Annotated in this window: 14 protein-coding genes and 1 riboswitch; of the genes, 3 read left to right on the top strand and 11 right to left on the bottom strand. The window is 71.2% G+C overall.

Annotated elements, in window-relative coordinates; translation table 11 throughout:
• Positions 1 to 80 precede the first annotated feature (80 nt).
• Complete coding sequence (locus ACIBW6_RS24225) at positions 81 to 1,328, top strand: glycosyltransferase 87 family protein (protein ID WP_399062910.1); 1,248 nt, start codon at positions 81 to 83, stop codon at positions 1,326 to 1,328.
• 29 nt (positions 1,329 to 1,357) lie between these two features.
• Here ACIBW6_RS24225 and ACIBW6_RS24220 read toward each other — a convergent pair whose 3' ends face one another.
• From ACIBW6_RS24220 to ACIBW6_RS24200, 5 genes are all read right to left on the bottom strand, one after another.
• Entirely contained in the window at positions 1,358 to 2,569 is a 1,212-nt protein-coding gene (locus ACIBW6_RS24220) for a hypothetical protein (RefSeq protein ID WP_399062908.1), read from the bottom strand.
• Between the two features lie 34 nt (positions 2,570 to 2,603).
• Complete coding sequence (locus tag ACIBW6_RS24215; protein WP_399062906.1) at positions 2,604 to 3,641, bottom strand: NlpC/P60 family protein; 1,038 nt, start codon at positions 3,639 to 3,641, stop codon at positions 2,604 to 2,606.
• A gap of 241 nt (positions 3,642 to 3,882) precedes the next feature.
• Positions 3,883 to 4,908, bottom strand: a complete 1,026-nt coding sequence (locus ACIBW6_RS24210; protein WP_399062904.1) for an NlpC/P60 family protein — start codon at positions 4,906 to 4,908, stop codon at positions 3,883 to 3,885.
• 303 nt (positions 4,909 to 5,211) lie between these two features.
• On the bottom strand, positions 5,212 to 6,573 hold the full coding sequence (locus ACIBW6_RS24205; RefSeq protein WP_399062901.1) for an NYN domain-containing protein: 1,362 nt from the start codon (positions 6,571 to 6,573) through the stop codon (positions 5,212 to 5,214).
• Positions 6,574 to 6,605: 32 nt separating this feature from the next.
• The gene (locus tag ACIBW6_RS24200; protein WP_399062899.1) at positions 6,606 to 6,845 is read right to left on the bottom strand and encodes a hypothetical protein; all 240 of its coding nucleotides are present in this window, start codon (positions 6,843 to 6,845) and stop codon (positions 6,606 to 6,608) included.
• 136 nt (positions 6,846 to 6,981) lie between these two features.
• Here ACIBW6_RS24200 and ACIBW6_RS24195 point away from each other — a divergent pair, with 136 nt between their 5' ends.
• Together ACIBW6_RS24195 and ACIBW6_RS24190 are read left to right on the top strand one after the other, a co-directional pair.
• Positions 6,982 to 7,725, top strand: coding sequence for a rhomboid family intramembrane serine protease (locus tag ACIBW6_RS24195; protein WP_399062898.1), 744 nt, complete (start codon positions 6,982 to 6,984; stop codon positions 7,723 to 7,725).
• The gene (locus tag ACIBW6_RS24190; RefSeq protein ID WP_356495228.1) at positions 7,722 to 8,003 is read left to right on the top strand and encodes an Lrp/AsnC ligand binding domain-containing protein; all 282 of its coding nucleotides are present in this window, start codon (positions 7,722 to 7,724) and stop codon (positions 8,001 to 8,003) included. The genes ACIBW6_RS24195 and ACIBW6_RS24190 overlap by 4 nt, the downstream gene beginning before the upstream one ends.
• A gap of 94 nt (positions 8,004 to 8,097) precedes the next feature.
• Here ACIBW6_RS24190 and ACIBW6_RS24185 read toward each other — a convergent pair whose 3' ends face one another.
• The 6 genes from ACIBW6_RS24185 to ACIBW6_RS24160 form a co-directional block, all read right to left on the bottom strand.
• Positions 8,098 to 9,462, bottom strand: coding sequence for an aminotransferase class V-fold PLP-dependent enzyme (locus tag ACIBW6_RS24185; protein ID WP_399062896.1), 1,365 nt, complete (start codon positions 9,460 to 9,462; stop codon positions 8,098 to 8,100).
• A 187-nt stretch (positions 9,463 to 9,649) separates the two neighbouring features.
• Positions 9,650 to 9,767, bottom strand: a riboswitch (SAM riboswitch).
• 96 nt (positions 9,768 to 9,863) lie between these two features.
• Positions 9,864 to 10,928: an anthranilate phosphoribosyltransferase gene (gene trpD / locus ACIBW6_RS24180; protein ID WP_399062894.1), complete on the bottom strand. Its 1,065-nt coding sequence runs from the start codon at positions 10,926 to 10,928 to the stop codon at positions 9,864 to 9,866.
• 136 nt (positions 10,929 to 11,064) lie between these two features.
• On the bottom strand, positions 11,065 to 12,702 hold the full coding sequence (locus ACIBW6_RS24175; RefSeq protein ID WP_399062892.1) for a cytochrome bc complex cytochrome b subunit: 1,638 nt from the start codon (positions 12,700 to 12,702) through the stop codon (positions 11,065 to 11,067).
• Complete coding sequence (locus ACIBW6_RS24170) at positions 12,699 to 13,751, bottom strand: Rieske 2Fe-2S domain-containing protein (protein ID WP_399062890.1); 1,053 nt, start codon at positions 13,749 to 13,751, stop codon at positions 12,699 to 12,701. The genes ACIBW6_RS24175 and ACIBW6_RS24170 overlap by 4 nt, the downstream gene beginning before the upstream one ends.
• The gene (locus ACIBW6_RS24165; RefSeq protein WP_399062885.1) at positions 13,748 to 14,557 is read right to left on the bottom strand and encodes a c-type cytochrome; all 810 of its coding nucleotides are present in this window, start codon (positions 14,555 to 14,557) and stop codon (positions 13,748 to 13,750) included. Before ACIBW6_RS24165 ends, ACIBW6_RS24170 begins: the two co-directional genes overlap by 4 nt.
• An 81-nt stretch (positions 14,558 to 14,638) precedes the next feature.
• Positions 14,639 to 15,259, bottom strand: a complete 621-nt coding sequence (locus tag ACIBW6_RS24160; protein ID WP_356495591.1) for a heme-copper oxidase subunit III — start codon at positions 15,257 to 15,259, stop codon at positions 14,639 to 14,641.
• Positions 15,260 to 15,283: the final 24 nt, after the last annotated feature.

The following is a 15,283-nucleotide window of genomic DNA, read 5'->3' as shown; positions in this document are numbered from 1 at the left end:
TACCGAACCCGCCGCACCGGGACCGCCACGCCGCCTCGGTCCGTGGCGGCCACACCGGTCCGCCGGGCATGATGGTTCGAATGAAGACGCGAAATCCGGCAGCACTCCTCGTCATCTGGGCGTTGACCAGGGCACTGCTGTTGCTGTGCGTCTTCAAGGTCGTCGTCGTCCCGGGCCCGGACGTCACCAGCGACGTCTCCGTGATCTACCAGGGCTGGTTCGACGTCCTGCGTACCGGAACGTTTCCGCTGGACGACGTCACGTGGCAGTACCCCCCGGCGGCGGCGGTCGCGATCCTCTCCCCCGCGCTGCTCCCCTTCCTGTCGTACGCCTCGGCCTTCTTCCTGCTGGCGTTCCTGGCGGACGCGGCCGTCTTCCTGATGCTGCTGTACGCCGACCGCCGGGGCATGGCGCGGCGCGGCGTCTGGGTCTGGGTGGCCGGCCTGCCGCTGCTGGGGCAGACGGTGTACGCCCGCTACGACGTGATGGTGACCGCCGTCGCGGTCGCCGCGCTGCTGGCGGCGGCCCGGCACCCGAGGGCCGCCGGGGTGCTGGCCGCGCTCGGCGCGATGCTCAAGGTGTGGCCCGCGCTGCTGCTCGTCGGGGCGCGGCGCGGCCGGGCGACCCGGGAGGCGTGGGGCGCCGCGGTGCTGACGGCCGGCGGGCTCGCGCTCACCTGCGCCGTCGCGATGCCGGGCGCGTTCGCCTTCCTGACCTTCCAGCGCGACCGCGGCACGGAGGTCGAGTCGCTGGGCGCGCTGGTCTTCCACGTGGCGCGGCGGTTCGGCTGGTCGGGCACGGTGCAGCTGAACTACGGGTCCGTCGAGTTCCTCGGCCCCGCCGTGCCCCTGGTCAGCGTCCTCGCGCAGGGGCTGACCGGGCTCGCCCTCGGCTGGCTGGTGCTGTGGCGGCTGCGGGCGCGTACCTGGGGTGAGGGGACGCCGGCCGACGCAGGCCTGACGGCGGTGCTGCTGTTCACCACGACGAGCCGGGTGATCAGCCCGCAGTACATGCTGTGGCTCGTCGGTCTTGCGGCCGTGTGCCTGCTGTTCCGGGACAGCCGGATGACGCTGCCGGTCTGGCTGGTGCTCGCGGCGACGTTCGTGACGTTCCTGGAGTTCCCGCTGTGGTTCTCGCACGTGGTCGCCAGCGACACCCTCGGGCTGACGCTCCTTGTGGTCCGCAACGGTCTCCTGGTCGCCGCGACGCTCAGCGCCTGCCGCCGGCTCTGGCGCTCGACGGTGACCGGCTCCGGCCGCGCCGCGCGGGTTCCGGCGCCCCCGCACGTGGAGCGCTCCGGGCTGAGCGGAGCGGCCAGCTCCTCCTGAACGGGGACGGACGGCCTCCCGGCCCGTGGCTAGGACCCGTCTCCCAGCTCGCTGCGGACGTACGCCCGCCACTTCGCCGCGAAGTCGTCCTCCCCGATCCCGAGGACCTTGTGCAGCGCCCCCTCCACCGCCCCGGCCCGCCGCTGGTGTTCGCCGACCGCCGCGTAGAAGGCGTTGAGCTTCGCCTCGCCCCACCGCTCCGCGATCATCCGGCAGGCCAGCCAGCCGCTCTCGTACGCCCGCGCGAGCTTGCCGGAGTCGCCGCTGAACCCGAAGTCCGCGTCCTCGGGCAGCGTGGCCGGCGGCGTCCCCTCGCGCACGGCCCGCCGCAGCTCGGGCGCGGCCTCCGCGGCGGTGCGGCCCGTCCCGCGGTACCCCGTCCAGTCCGCGTACCCCTCCGACAGCCACAGCGGCGTGGCCGGTGTGGTCACCGCGCGGGTGGCCACGTGCGCGGTCTCGTGGGTGAGCACGACCTGCTTGCCGAGGTCGCCGAGGACCCCGTACGCCTCCGGGTTGATGATCACCCGGTCCGCGGGCGCCGAGCCCGACCCGCCCGCCTCCCCGGTCGTGACGGCGGCGATCCCGCGGTAGCTCGCGGCCGGCGAGCCGAGCAGCTCGCCCATCCCGTCCAGCGACTCGGGGACGAGGACGACGACGCGGCGCGCCCAGCGCCGCCCCCAGGCGTCCGTCACCGCGGGGACCGCCCGGTCGGCGATGTCGGCGTACGACGCCAGCACCGACCGCTGCTGCCCCACACCGAGCACGAGGCTGTGCGCGCCCTTCACCGCCGTGATCCGGCCCTGTTCCCACAGCTGCTCGCCCGACTTCGCGGCCGGTTCGTCGTCCACCACCCGCCAGCGGCCGTCCTCGCGCAGCAGCGTCAGGGTCCGCTCGGCGACGACCGGCGCCGTGTCGTACCCGTCGACGCGGTACCGCAGCTCGGCCGCGGCGCGGACCCGGGAGCCTGAGCCGTCGAGCCGGGTCAGGTGGTACGCCCAGGAGTCCAGCGGCACCGCCGCGAGGTCGAGGAGCAGGTACGGGTCCGCGCCCCCGGTCGCCCGGTACGCGGCGGCGTCCTTGCCGAGCACGGCCCGCGCCCGTCGGTCCAGCACGTCCTGCACGGCGGCCGAACGCGCGTCCGTCCGGGGCGCGTCCGCCCCGCACCCGGCCACGCCTGCCAGCAGGGCGCCGGCTGCCACGAGGCACCCCGCCCTGCCCACCGCACGCCGTCGACCAGCCATCCTCCCGATCGTACGGCGTCCCGGGCGGGCGGGCTCAGACCCGGGTCACGGAGGAGACCGGCATCATGCCGACCGGGTCGTAGCGCACCGGGGCGCCGGGGTACGGCGCGTGGATGACCTGGCCGTTGCCGGCGTAGATGCCGATGTGGTGGGCGTCGGACCCGTACGCGACGAGGTCGCCGGGGCGGGCCTGGGAGAGCGGCACCTGCCGGCCCGCGTACCGCTGGGCCTGAGAGGTGCGCGGCAGACCGACCCCGGCCTGCCCGTACGACCACTGCATGAGGCCCGAACAGTCGAAGCCGGAGGGGCCGTTGGCGCCCCAGACGTAGGGCTTGCCGAGCGCCGACTGGGCGGCGGCCAGGGCGGCGGCCGCGCGGGCCGACGAGGCGGGCCCCGCGCCCGCCAGGTCGGGGCGCTCGTCGCCGCGCGAGGCCCGCTCGTAGGCGGCACGGTCGCCGTCCGGCAGCGAGTTGAGCAGCCGCCTGGCCTTCGACAGCTTCGCCTCGACGGTGCGCTTGTGCCGGGCGACGGCCTTGCGGCTCTTGTCCAGCTGCGCCAGTTTGCGCTGGGCCTCGGCGCGCTCCTGCGCCAGCTCCCGCTGCGCGGTCCGCAGTTCGGAGAGCTCCCCGGCCTGCCGGGCGCCGATCCGGTCGAGGGCGCTGGCCCGGTCGAGGTAGGCGGCCGGGTCGGAGGAGAACATCAGGGCGAGCGAGGGGTCGAGGCCGCCGGAGCGGTACTGGGCGCCGGCCACCATGCCGAGCGCCCGGCGCATCGTGTTGATCCGCTCCTGGCCCCGGGCCACCTGGTCCTGGGACGCGGCGAGGTCGGCGCGGAGCCGGTCGGTGCGCTCGTCGGCCTTGTTGAACGCCTCGGTGGCGGTCTCCGCCTGCTCGTACAGCCGGTCCACGGCCGCCTTGGTGTCGGCCGGATCGTCCTGCGGCGCGGCGCCCGCGGGGGCCGCGCCGAGGGCGGCGGCGGCCGAGGCGACGGCGGCGACGGTCAGGACGGTGGCACGGGCGTTCCGGTCGAGATCCGAGAGACCGGGGAGCGCGGTGCGGCGATGGGACCCCACAGGCAGCCGCTTCCCTTCCGCTGGCAGAGCGCTGACGAGCGCTGACGACCCCCGTGATCGGGGAATGCGCGCCGACAGTAGCCGCGCGGCCACCGCCTGGCCAACGACCGTTCGGGGCGCGCACACCACGAAGCCCCGCCTCTGACGCAGGTCATGGGCGGGGCGTGGGGTCAGCGAGCGGAGTCGGAATTCGCCCGAACGGGCTCGTTCTCCGGGACGCGTCGGGCCGCGGGTGCGGGGGTCAGATACGGACGCCGAACTGGAACGAACCGATCGTGCTCATCGACTCGTAGCGGACGACGGCGCCGGGGTGCGGGGCGTGCAGCACCTGGCCGTTGCCCGCGTAGATGCCGACGTGCGCGAGGCTGTTGAAGAAGACGAGGTCACCGGGCTTGAGCTGGCTCATGCCGATCTTGGTGCCGTCGTTCTGCTGGGTGTACGTGGTCCGGGTGATGCCGACCCCGGCCTGTCCGTACGCCCACTGCGTGAGGCCCGAGCAGTCGTAGGAGTTGGGGCCGGTGCCGCCGGAGACGTACGCCTTGCCGAGCTGGGTGGCGGCGGCGCTGAGCGCTGCCCCGCCGAACTTGGAGGCGGGCGCCTCGTTGCCGAGGTCGACGCGGCCGGCGGAGCCGCGGCTGGCGCGGGTCTCGGCGTCGGCCATCTTCTGGCGCTCGGCGGCGGTCAGGGTGTTGAGCAGCTTCTGCGCGGAGCCCAGCTTGCTCTGGACTTCCTTCTTCTTCTTGCCGAGCTCGGTGCGGGTGTCGGCGAGGTCCTTGAGCTTCTCGGAGGCCTCGGCGCGCTCCTGGGCGAGGGTGCGCTGCTTGTCCTGGACCTTCTTGAGCGACTGCAGCTGCTGGGCGCTGAGCGAGTCGATCGTGGACGCCTTGTCGAGGTAGTCGTCCGGGTCGGCGGAGAGGAAGAGCTGGACGGAGGGGTCGATGCCGCCGGAGCGGTACTGCTGGCTGGCGAGCGAACCGAGGCCCGTGCGCAGCTCGTTGAGGTCCTCCTGGCCGCGGGCGACCTTGTCCTGGAGGTCGCCGATCTCCTTCTCGAGCTTCTGCTGCTTCTCCTTGGCCCCGTTGTAGAGGTCGGTGGCCTTCTCCGCCTCTTCGTAGAGCTTGTCGACCTTGGCCTTGACCTCGCTCTTGTCGGGCTTCGGGGCGGCGTTGGCCGCCTGCGCGGAGAGGGCCACGGCAGCGGCGGCGGTCGCGGTGAGCACGGTCACGCGGGTGCGGCTCGGCTGCTTGGGTCGACGGTGGGACGCCACGAAGGCGAGCTCCTTCTTCCTCCAGCCGCCCACGCAAACACCCGGTGGGCGGTGCCCCTCCACCGTCACTCACCTCATGTGAGTGATCACCCGAGCGGAGGTTCGAGGCCTGACCCTAGTGATGTTCTTGTGATCAGTTCAAATCCTGACGGGAAAAATCTCGGTCGCCAACAGGTTTCTTTGCTCACAACTCACGTGCGGTAATGGTCGTTTGACCGTACGTTGCAGGAAGGTTCCGCCAATTCGGTCATACGGAACGGACCTTGCGGATGCGGCGTATGCGGCGTACGTGACGGGGTGGGCTCAACCGTGCGAGAGCCGCTTCAGCAGCATGACGGAGGCGACCGGACGCGCGCCCGCCTTCGCGACGCCGTCGGCGACCTCGCGGTCCGTCGACACCACGATCACCGGCCGGCCCGACGGTTCCGCGCGCACCAGCTGGCGAATCAGTTCGTCAGCGGTGACACCGGCCTTGGAGAAGAGCACCCTGACCCCGCGCGGCGGCGCGAGCAGCACCGGCGCGGCCAGCTCGGCCCCGTCGAAGACACAGGTCACCTCGGCGCCGGTCTGCGCGGCGAGCTGGGAGAGCGAACCGAGCAGCCGCAGCCGCTGCTTCTCCAGCGGCATCGTCGGATAACCGGTCTTGGTCACGTTGTAGCCGTCGACCACGAGATGGGCCTGGGGCAGCGCGAGCAACTGGTCGAGGATGGCGGGGTCGTGCTCGTGCAGGGCGCGCGCCGCGATGTCCTTGGGCGTCATCCGGCCCGGCTCCACGGCGTCCACGGAGTCGGCGGGGCGGGCGGAGACCGGCGGCAGCGCCAGCTCCCTGCGCAGCCCCTGGGCGGCGTCCAGGACGGTGTCGAGCAGCAGCCGCACCCGCATGTCCTCGACACTGCGGCCCTCCCGGGCCGCCCGGCGCGAGGCCTCCAGGGCCGCCTCGGCCTCGCCGAGCCGCGCCTTGAGCCGCCGCGTCTCGCTCTCCGCGGCCGACACCTGGGCCTGGCCCTCGGTGCGCAGGGCGTCGGCCTCGGCCCGCGCCTTGCGCACGGCGGCCTCGCCGCGCTTGACGTCGCTGAGGGCCGCGCGCAGCTTGCGGTGCACGGCGTCGGTCTCGCGCTTCGCGGCGTCGAGTTCGGCGCGCAACCGTTCCGTCTCGGTCTTGGTGTGGGCCTGCGCCTCGGCGAGCCGTTCGCGCAGCGAGCGCAGTTCGGCCCGGGTCTCCTCGTCGGCCCGCTCGGCGTCGGCCCGCTGGGCCTCCTCGCCGGCGGCGGCAACCAGCTTCACCCAGCCCACGGGCCGCAGCACGTACGCGGCCGCGGCCACGTCCAGCGGGTCGGCGGCGGGCGGCGGCGACCCGGCGTCGAGCGCCGCGGTCAGCTCGGGCTGCACCTCGCGGAACCGCTCCGCGATCCGCTGCCGGAACAGCGGCTCGCTCTCCACGGCGGCCGCCATCGCGTTCCCGGCGAACTTCAGCCGGCGGGTCGGGGTGAACCGCGCGTACTGCCGCAGCTGCGGCGGCAGTTCACCGACGGTCAGGCCGCCGAAGCCGTCCGAGACGATCTGCACGACCCGCCGCCGCACGCCTTCGGGCAACGGCCGGTCGAGCACCTCGGCGGCGGCGGCCTCGTCGGCGTGCCCGGCCTCCCCGCCTGTGCTCTCCACCATCCGTCACCCCAAAGTCGCTGAGGGGCCGCTCCTCAGGAGTCGGCGCCCGGCCTGTCGACGAGTTCCACCTGGTCCACCGCGTTGCACCAGCGGCAGCGCACGGACTCGATGGTCTCACTGACCACGGTCCGCTCCTCGACCTCCGGCTCACCGGCCAGGTCGAGGTGGACGTACTCGACGACCTTCGAGGAGCGGGTCACGTCGAACCGCGTGAGATTGCCGCAGAGCGTGCAGCGCCAGCGGGTGGTGGCGGTCGGCAGGGGAACCGTCATCGGACTGTCGCCTCTTCCTTCGCGCACGGCCCTCGGCGCGTGCGCTTTCCGTGGTACGTGGTGCGTGCTTTATTGCCTGTAACCCTACGGCCTGCCGTACGCCGCCCGCTCCCCGCCGTGCGTCATGCTCGTCCCCATGATCGGCAACGGACGCCACGCGATCGGCAGAGTGACCGCATTCCTCCGGGGACATCCGGCTCCGGTCACGTACGCGATCATCGCTCTCTGCTGCGTGACCTTCGTCCTCTCCCCCTCCTCCGGGCTCAACCCGTCGTACGGCACGGGCGACCACCTCCTCACCGCGCAGAGCGCCTACTTCGAACGCTGGGGCGTCCTGCCCGCCGAACTCTTCACCGGATCCCCCCGCGCCGCCCTCACCCCGGCCACAGCCCTGTTCGTGCACGGCAGCTGGATCCACCTGCTCGGCAACATGCTCTTCCTGTACGTCTTCGGGGCGATGGTCGAGGAACGCATGGGGCACCTGGCGTACGCGCTCTTCTATCTGATCAGCGGGTACCTGGCGCTCCTCGGCTACGCGATCGCCCACGCCGGCTCCGAACAGACCCTGGTCGGCGCCTCGGGAGCGATCTCGGCGGTGCTCGGCGCGTTCCTCTACCTCTTCCCCGACGCGCGGGTGACGAGCGTCTTCCCCTTCCTCCTCTTCCTGCCGCTGCGCTTCCCCGCCTGGGTGGTGCTGCCGTTCTGGGTGGCGCTGCAATGGGCGGCGGCCGGCCAGGACAGCCAGGGGCCCGGGGTCGCCTACCTCGCGCACCTGGTCGGCTTCTCGGTCGGGTTCCTGTGGGCGTGGGTGCGGTACAGGTCCCGGGCTAAGGTGAGGGCAGCCCCAGCCACGGCCACCGAGGGAGACAGCCAGCCGTGATCACCGCGATCGTGCTCATCAAGACCAGCGTGGACCGGATCCCCGAGATCGCGGAGTCGATCGCGGCGCTCGACAGCGTCAGCGAGGTCTTCTCCGTCACCGGTACGTATGACTTGATCGCCATGGTCCGGGTGGCCCGGCATGACGATCTCGCGGATGTCATTCCCGGGCGGATCAGCAAGATCCAGGGGGTCGAGGGCACCGACACGCATGTCGCCTTCCGCACGTACTCCCAGCATGACCTGGAGGCCGCCTTCTCCATCGGCCTGGATGGCTAGCCCCGCCAGGGGCGCGGGGGGCAGGGCCCCCCCCCCCCCCCCCCCCCCCCGGGGGGGGGGGGGGGGGGGCGCCCCCCCCCGCCCCCCGCGCCCCTTACGGGGCCGGGACGCAGCGGCCTTCTTCGGTGCGGTAGGTCCACTTGGCGCCGTGCCGGACCAGTTCCTTCACGGCCCCGACGAACCGCTCGACGTGCTCGTCGGGCGTCCCCGCCCCGAAGCTCACCCGGATCGCGTTCAGCGACTTCTCCCCCGGCGCCGCCTCGGGCGCCCCGCACTCGCCCTGGGTGCCGGGGTCGGAGCCGAGCAGCGTCCGCACCAGCGGGTGGGCGCAGAACAGGCCGTCCCGCACGCCGATGCCGTACTCGGCGGAGAGCGCGGCGGCGAAGTGCGAGGAGTTCCAGCCCTCGACGACGAACGACAGGACGCCGACACGCGGGGCGTCGTCCCCGAACAGGGAGAGCACCTTGACCTCGGGCACCTCGGCGAGGCCCGCGCGCACCGTGCGGATCAGGTGCTGCTCGCGGGCGACGAGGGCGTCGAAGCCCGCCTCGGTGAGGGCCTTGCAGGCGGAGGCGATGGAGTAGACGCCGATGACGTTCGGCGAACCGGCCTCGTGCCGGGCGGCGCTGTCGTGCCACTCCACGTCCACCCCGCCGTCGGCGCGGCGGGCGACCTTGCGGGAGGCGCCGCCACCGGCGAGGTAGGGCTCGGCGGCGCGCAGCCAGTCGGCGCGGCCGGCGAGCACCCCGGACCCGAAGGGCGCGTACAGCTTGTGCCCGGAGAAGGCGATCCAGTCCACGTCCAGTTCCTGCACGGAGACCGGGTGGTGGGGGGCGAGCTGCGCGGCGTCGAGCACGATGCGGGCGCCGTGCGCGTGCGCGGCGGCCGCCAGCTCCCGCACCGGCCACAGCTCGCCGGTGACGTTCGAGGCGCCGGTGACGCAGACGAGGGCGGGCCCGTGGGGGTCGCGGCCGGCGAGGGCCCGCTCCAGGGTGGCGACGGCCTCGGCGGGGGTGCGGGGCGCGTTCAGGTACGTCACCTCGGCGTCGCGCCAGGGCAGCAGGGACGCGTGGTGCTCGGTCTCGAAGACGAAGACCTGGCAGCCGGCGGGGAGCGCGGCGGCGAGCAGGTTGAGCGAGTCGGTGGTGGAGCGGGTGAAGACGAGCTGGTCGTCCGCGCGGCAGCCGAGGAACGCGGCGACGGTGGCCCGGGAGGTCTCGAACAGGTCGGTCGACAGCTGCGAGAGGTACCCGGCTCCGCGGTGGACGCTGCCGTAGTAGGGCGCGTAGGCGGCGACGTCGTCCCACACCCGCTGGAGGGCCGGTGCGCTGGCGGCGTAGTCGAGGGCGGCGTAGGTGACCTCGCCGCCGGTGACGAGCGGCACGGTCACGTCGCGGCCGAGCACCGGCAGCGGGGCGGCGGTCCGGGTACAGGCGGCGGCTTCGACGGAAACGGACATGGCTGAACTCCCTGGCGAGGTAAGCGAATCGACCATGCCGGAACCACGTCCGAGCAGTGCGGAACAGGGCTCGACGGCATGGGAGAGAAGAGGAAACGGGTAGGCGGAGGCGGGGCCGAGACGCCCTATCGCATTCGCTTGCTCACGAGACTGCTCCCTTGAGGACCAGGACCCCAGGGTTGCGAGGGGTCCGCGCTTGCCATACGCCTTGCTGCGTACGGCCTGGTCTTCACCCAGGGCACCCCGCCACGGACGGAGGGTTGCCGGACAGCGGGCTGGGGCCTCGATCGCTGTCACTCATGACCTTGGAGAGAATCCTGCCACACCTTGCGGATACGGCAAGGGCGCGGTCCAGTTCCTGAGACATCCGGACCGCGCCCTGCGTCACACCGCGCGAGCGGTCAGCGGTTGCTGGCGGCCACCCAGCGCTCCAGGGCCGCCTTGGCCGCGCCGGAGTCGATCGACTCGGCGGCCCGGTCCATCCCGGCCCGGATCTGGTCGGCCAGCGCCCCGGGCCCGGGGCGGACGGCGACGAGCGCGGCGGCCGAGTTCAGCAGGACGGCGTCGCGGACCGGGCCCCGCTCCCCGTCGAGCAGCCGCCGGGCGACCTCGGCGTTGAACGACGGGTCCCCGCCGCGCAGCGCCTCGATCCCGACGGTCTCGATGCCCACCTCCCGGGGATCGAAGACCTCCTCGCGCACCGAGCCGTCGCGCACGACCCAGACCCGGGAGGTGCCGGTGATGGTCAGCTCGTCGAGCCCGTCGTCGCCCCGGAAGACCAGCGAGGAGTTCCCGCGCTCCGCGAAGACGCCGGCCACCACGGGCGCCATCCGCGGGTCGGCGACCCCGACCGCCTGCGCCCGTACCCGGGCCGGGTTGGTCAGCGGGCCGAGCAGGTTGAAGACGGTGCGGATGCCGATCTGGCCGCGGGCCGCACCCGCGTACCGCAGGGCCGGGTGGAACTTGATCGCGAAGCAGAAGGTGATCCCCGCCTCCTCCGCGACCTGGGGGACGCGGGCGGGCGGCAGGTCGAGGTTGACGCCCAGCTTCTCCAGGACGTCCGATGAGCCGGAGGCGGAGGAGGCGGCGCGGTTGCCGTGCTTGACGACCTTGGCGCCCGCCCCCGCGATGACGATGGCGGACATGGTGGAGATGTTGACGGTCTTGGCGCCGTCCCCGCCCGTCCCGACGATGTCGACGGTCGCGCCGGGCACCTCGATGGTGTTGGCGTGCTCGTACATCCCGCGGACCAGGCCGGTGATCTCCTGGACGGTCTCGCCCTTGGCGCGCAGGGCGACCACGAAGGCGGCGATCTGGGCGTCGGTCGCCTCGCCGGTCATGATGCGGTCCATCGCCCACGCGGTGTCGTCGGCGCTCTGGTCCCGCCCCTCCAGCAGGCCGTTCAGCACGGTGGGCCAGGAACGGACCGCCGCGGTGTCGCCTCCAGCGGGGTTCAAAGCGCTCATGGCCGCTCCTGCTCGGTGTCATGGGGGTCGGATCGCCCACCCGGATCGCCACCCACCTTATCCAGCGCCGCGGACGGCAAAGAGCCCCCGTCCAGTGCCTGGACGAGGGCTCCTGCCGTGGCGGACAGTTCAGGGATCAGTGGTGGCCGTGGCCGCTGGTGATCTCCTTGTACTCCTCGGCGGTGGGCTTGGGGATCTGGTTGTTCTCCCCGTAGAAGCCCTTCGAGAGCTTGGCGCGCGTCTTCTGCAGGCGCGACGTCTTGCGCTCGACGCCGTTCTCGTCGACCGAGGGGCCGATCTCGACGGGCTTGTACTGCTCGTGCGCGGTGAGCGTGTGCAGCGCCTCGGCGCCGAGCGGCTCGTGGACCTCGATGAACTCACCGTGCGGCAGACGCTTGATGATGCCGGACTCGCGTCCGTGCAGCACCTTGTCCTTGTCCCGGCGCTGGAGGCCGAGGCAGATCCGCTTGGTGGCGATGAAGACGAGGACCGGCACGACGAAGAAGCCGACCCGGACGAACCAGGTGATCGCGTTGATCGACAGGTGGAAGTGCGTGGCCCAGAGGTCGTTGCCACCACCGACGAGCAGGACGAAGTACCAGGAGATCCACGCGGCACCGAACGCGGTACGCGTCGGCACGTTGCGCGGGCGGTCCAGGATGTGGTGCTCGCGCTTGTCGCCGGTGACCCAGGACTCGATGAACGGGTAGACCGCGATCGCGACCAGGACCAGCGGGAAGATCACCAGCGGCACGAAGACGCCCAGGACCAGCGTGTGGCCCCAGAGGTTGATCTCCCAGCCCGGCATCGTACGGATCAGGCCCTCGGAGAAGCCCATGTACCAGTCGGGCTGCGCGCCGGTGGAGACCTGGTCGATGCGGTACGGGCCGATGGCCCAGATCGGGTTGATCGAGGCGATGGCCGCGACGACCGCGATGACACCGAAGACGAGGAAGAAGAAGCCACCCGCCTTGGCCATGTAGACCGGCAGCAGCGGCATGCCGACGACGTTCTTCTCGGTCTTGCCGGCACCCGCGAACTGCGTGTGCTTGTGGTAGAAGACCAGGATCAGGTGGGCCACCAGCAGGCCGAGCATGATGCCCGGCAGCAGCAGGATGTGGACCGAGTAGAACCGCGCGACGAAGTCGCCGCCCGGGAACTCGCCGCCGAAGAGGAAGAACGACAGGTACGTGCCGACGATCGGCACGGACAGGACCGCGCCCTCCATGAAGCGGACACCGGTGCCGGAGAGCAGGTCGTCCGGGAGCGAGTAACCGGTGAAGCCGGTGAACATGCCCAGGACGAACAGCAGGAAGCCGAACAGCCAGTTGACCTCACGCGGCTTGCGGAACGCACCCGTGAAGAACACGCGCATCATGTGCACGAACATGCCGGCGAGGAAGATCAGCGCCGCCCAGTGGTGGATCTGCCGGATCAGCAGACCACCGCGCACATCGAAGGAGATGTGCATGGTCGAGTTGAACGCCTCCGACATCAGCTGCCCCTGCAGGGGGGTGTAGCTGCCGTTGTACGTCACCTCGTTCATGGACGGGTGGAAGAACAGCGTCAGGTACACACCCGTGAGGATGATGATGATGAAGCTGTACAGGCAGATCTCACCGAGCATGAAGGACCAGTGGTCCGGGAAGATCTTGCGCATGTTGGACTTGGCCAGGGAGTAGATCCCCAGACGGCCGTCGGCCCAGTCGGCGACGCGCTCGCCGGCCGGCGCCTTCTCGCGAGAGGGCGCCTCGTTGCTGGTCGTAGTACTCATCCGCGCTCCCAGAAGGCAGGACCGACGGGCTCAGCGAAGTCGCCCTGCGCCACGAGGAAGCCCTCGTCATCGACATCGATGTGCAGCTGCGGCAGTGCGTGACCGGCGGGGCCGAAGATCACCCGCGCACCGTCGGAGAGGTCGAAGGTGGACTGGTGGCAGGGGCACAGCACGTGGTGCGTCTGCTGCTCGTACAGGGAGATCGGGCAGCCCACGTGGGTGCAGATCTTCGAGTACGCGACGACGCCCTCGTGGGACCACTCGAGCTCGCGCTTGTCCTTGATGTTCTCCGGCTGGATCCGGACCAGCATCAGCGCGGCCTTGCCCATGACCTGCTGGAAGTCCTCGTCGTGCTCCTCCACGCCCTCGGGCTTGGCGAAGGTGAGCGAACCGACCGCGATGTCCGAGGCACGCAGCGGCTCGTTCGTGTTCATGTTGACGAGCTTGAGGCCCTTCTTCCAGGCCGTGGTGCGCAGCTTCTTCTCGGGCAGCGGCCCGAGGTCGCGCAGGAGCACCACGCCGGAGAGGGGCACCAGGGCCAGCGCGCCGAAGAGCGTGTTGCGGATCAGCTTGCGCCGGCCGAACTGCGACTCGCGCGCACCGTCGGCGAAGTCCGACAGGACCTTGGCCCGGACCTCGGGCTCGGCCTCGATCGGGTGACGCTCGGCGGCGACCTCGACGTCGGACATCAGGGTGCGGGCCCAGTGGACCGCGCCCGCGCCGATGCAGAACAGGGCCACGCCCAGGGTCACGCCGAGCGCGAAGTTGAGCGCGCTGATGTGCCCGATCGGGAAGACGTAGATGCTCTTGTCGACGCCGATGGCGACGTACGAGGCGATGAACGCGACCGTGGCCAGCATCGAGATCGTGAACAGCATCGCCACGACGCGCTCGGACCGCTTGGCGGCCCGCTCCTCGATGTCCTGGATCCGGTGCTCGTGCGCGGGCAGCCCCGGGTCGGCGAACGGGTTGTCCGTCCCCTCGACCGCGCCGTGCCCGGTCTCCTGCTCGGAGGGCAGGTTCTCTTCTGGAATGTCTTGGCTACTCATGACTTCTTGGCCTTTGCGGTCCGAGCGGCGACCCAGATGGCGACGGCGATGAGGGCGCCGAGACCGAAGATCCAGGCGAACAGACCCTCGCTGACCGGGCCGAGCCCGCCCAGCTTGAGGCCGCCGGGGCTCTCCGTCTTGTCGCCGTTGACCGCGTCGAGGTACGCGATGATGTCCTTCTTGTTCTGCTTGGTCATCGTCGTGTCCGGGAAGGACGGCATGTTCTGCGGGCCGGTCTGCATGGCCTCGTAGATGTGCTTGGGCGCGACGTCCCCGAGGTTCGGCGCGAACTTGCCGTGCGTCAGCGCGCCGCCTTCACCGGTGAAGTTGTGGCACTGCGCGCAGTTGGTGCGGAACAGCTCGCCACCCTTGGCGATGTCCGCGCCTTCCGGGTTGTAGTCCTTCGAGGTCGGCGCGACCGGACCGGCGCCCAGCGAGGCGATGTACGCCGCGAGCTGGTCGATCTCGGCCTGCGAGTAGATGACCTTCTTCTTCGGGACCTGAGCGCCCGGCTGCTGGGCCGGCATGCGGCCCGTGCCGACCTGGAAGTCGACGGCGGCAGAGCCGACGCCCACCAGGCTCGGGCCGTCAGTGGTGCCCTGACCGCCGGTTCCGTGGCAGCTGGCGCAGCCGACGGAGTAGAGCTTCTTGCCCTCGTCGATGGCGAGGGACTGGGCGGTTTCATCGGCCTGCGCCTTGCTCGCGGGCGCGAACGCGGCGTACAGCCCCCCGGTGGCCGCCAGCGCGAGGAGTAGGACGACGACCGCCGCCAGCGGATGGCGTCGTCGTGCGGAGAGCTTTTTCACGGATTACCCCGGTGTCAGGATCTTCTGCGTCGGTGCTGCGGGAATGTGTCGGGTTCTGCGCCCGATGCTGTGATCTTCGGACTACTTGATCAGGTAGATCGTGGCGAAGAGGCCGATCCAGACGACGTCGACGAAGTGCCAGTAGTAGGACACGACGATGGCGGCGGTCGCCTGCTCGTGGGTGAACCTCCGGGCCGCGTACGTCCTGCCGAGGACGAACAGGAAGGCGATGAGCCCGCCTGTCACGTGCATGCCGTGGAAGCCGGTGGTCAGGTAGAACACCGAGCCGTACGGGTCGGAGGAGAGCGAGAGCCCGTCCTTCTTGACCAGTTCGGTGTACTCGAAGACCTGACCGCCGATGAAGATCGCACCCATGATGAAGGTGACGATGAACCACATTCTGAGCTTCTTCACGTCACCGCGCTCGGCGGCGAAGACGCCGAGCTGGCAGGTGAGTGAGGAGAGCACCAGGATGGTGGTGTTCGTCGCCGAGAACGGAAGGTTCAGGCTGGACGCCATTTCCTTCCAGTGATCCGGTCCCGTCACCGATCGCAGGGTGAAGTACATCGCGAAGAGGGCCGCGAAGAACATCAGCTCGGAACTCAGCCAGATGATGGTTCCGACGCTGGTGAGGTTCGGTCGATTGACCGACGGGTGCGCGTGCCCGGTTTCTACTGTCGTTGCTGTCGCCACGACCGACATTATGTCGGTCGCTTATCTCGCCCT

Source organism: Streptomyces sp. NPDC049813 (assembly GCF_044465085.1).
GTDB lineage: Bacteria > Actinomycetota > Actinomycetes > Streptomycetales > Streptomycetaceae > Streptomyces.
Note: the sequence above shows the minus strand (reverse complement) of the source record. Positions and strands in the feature narration are given on the sequence as shown.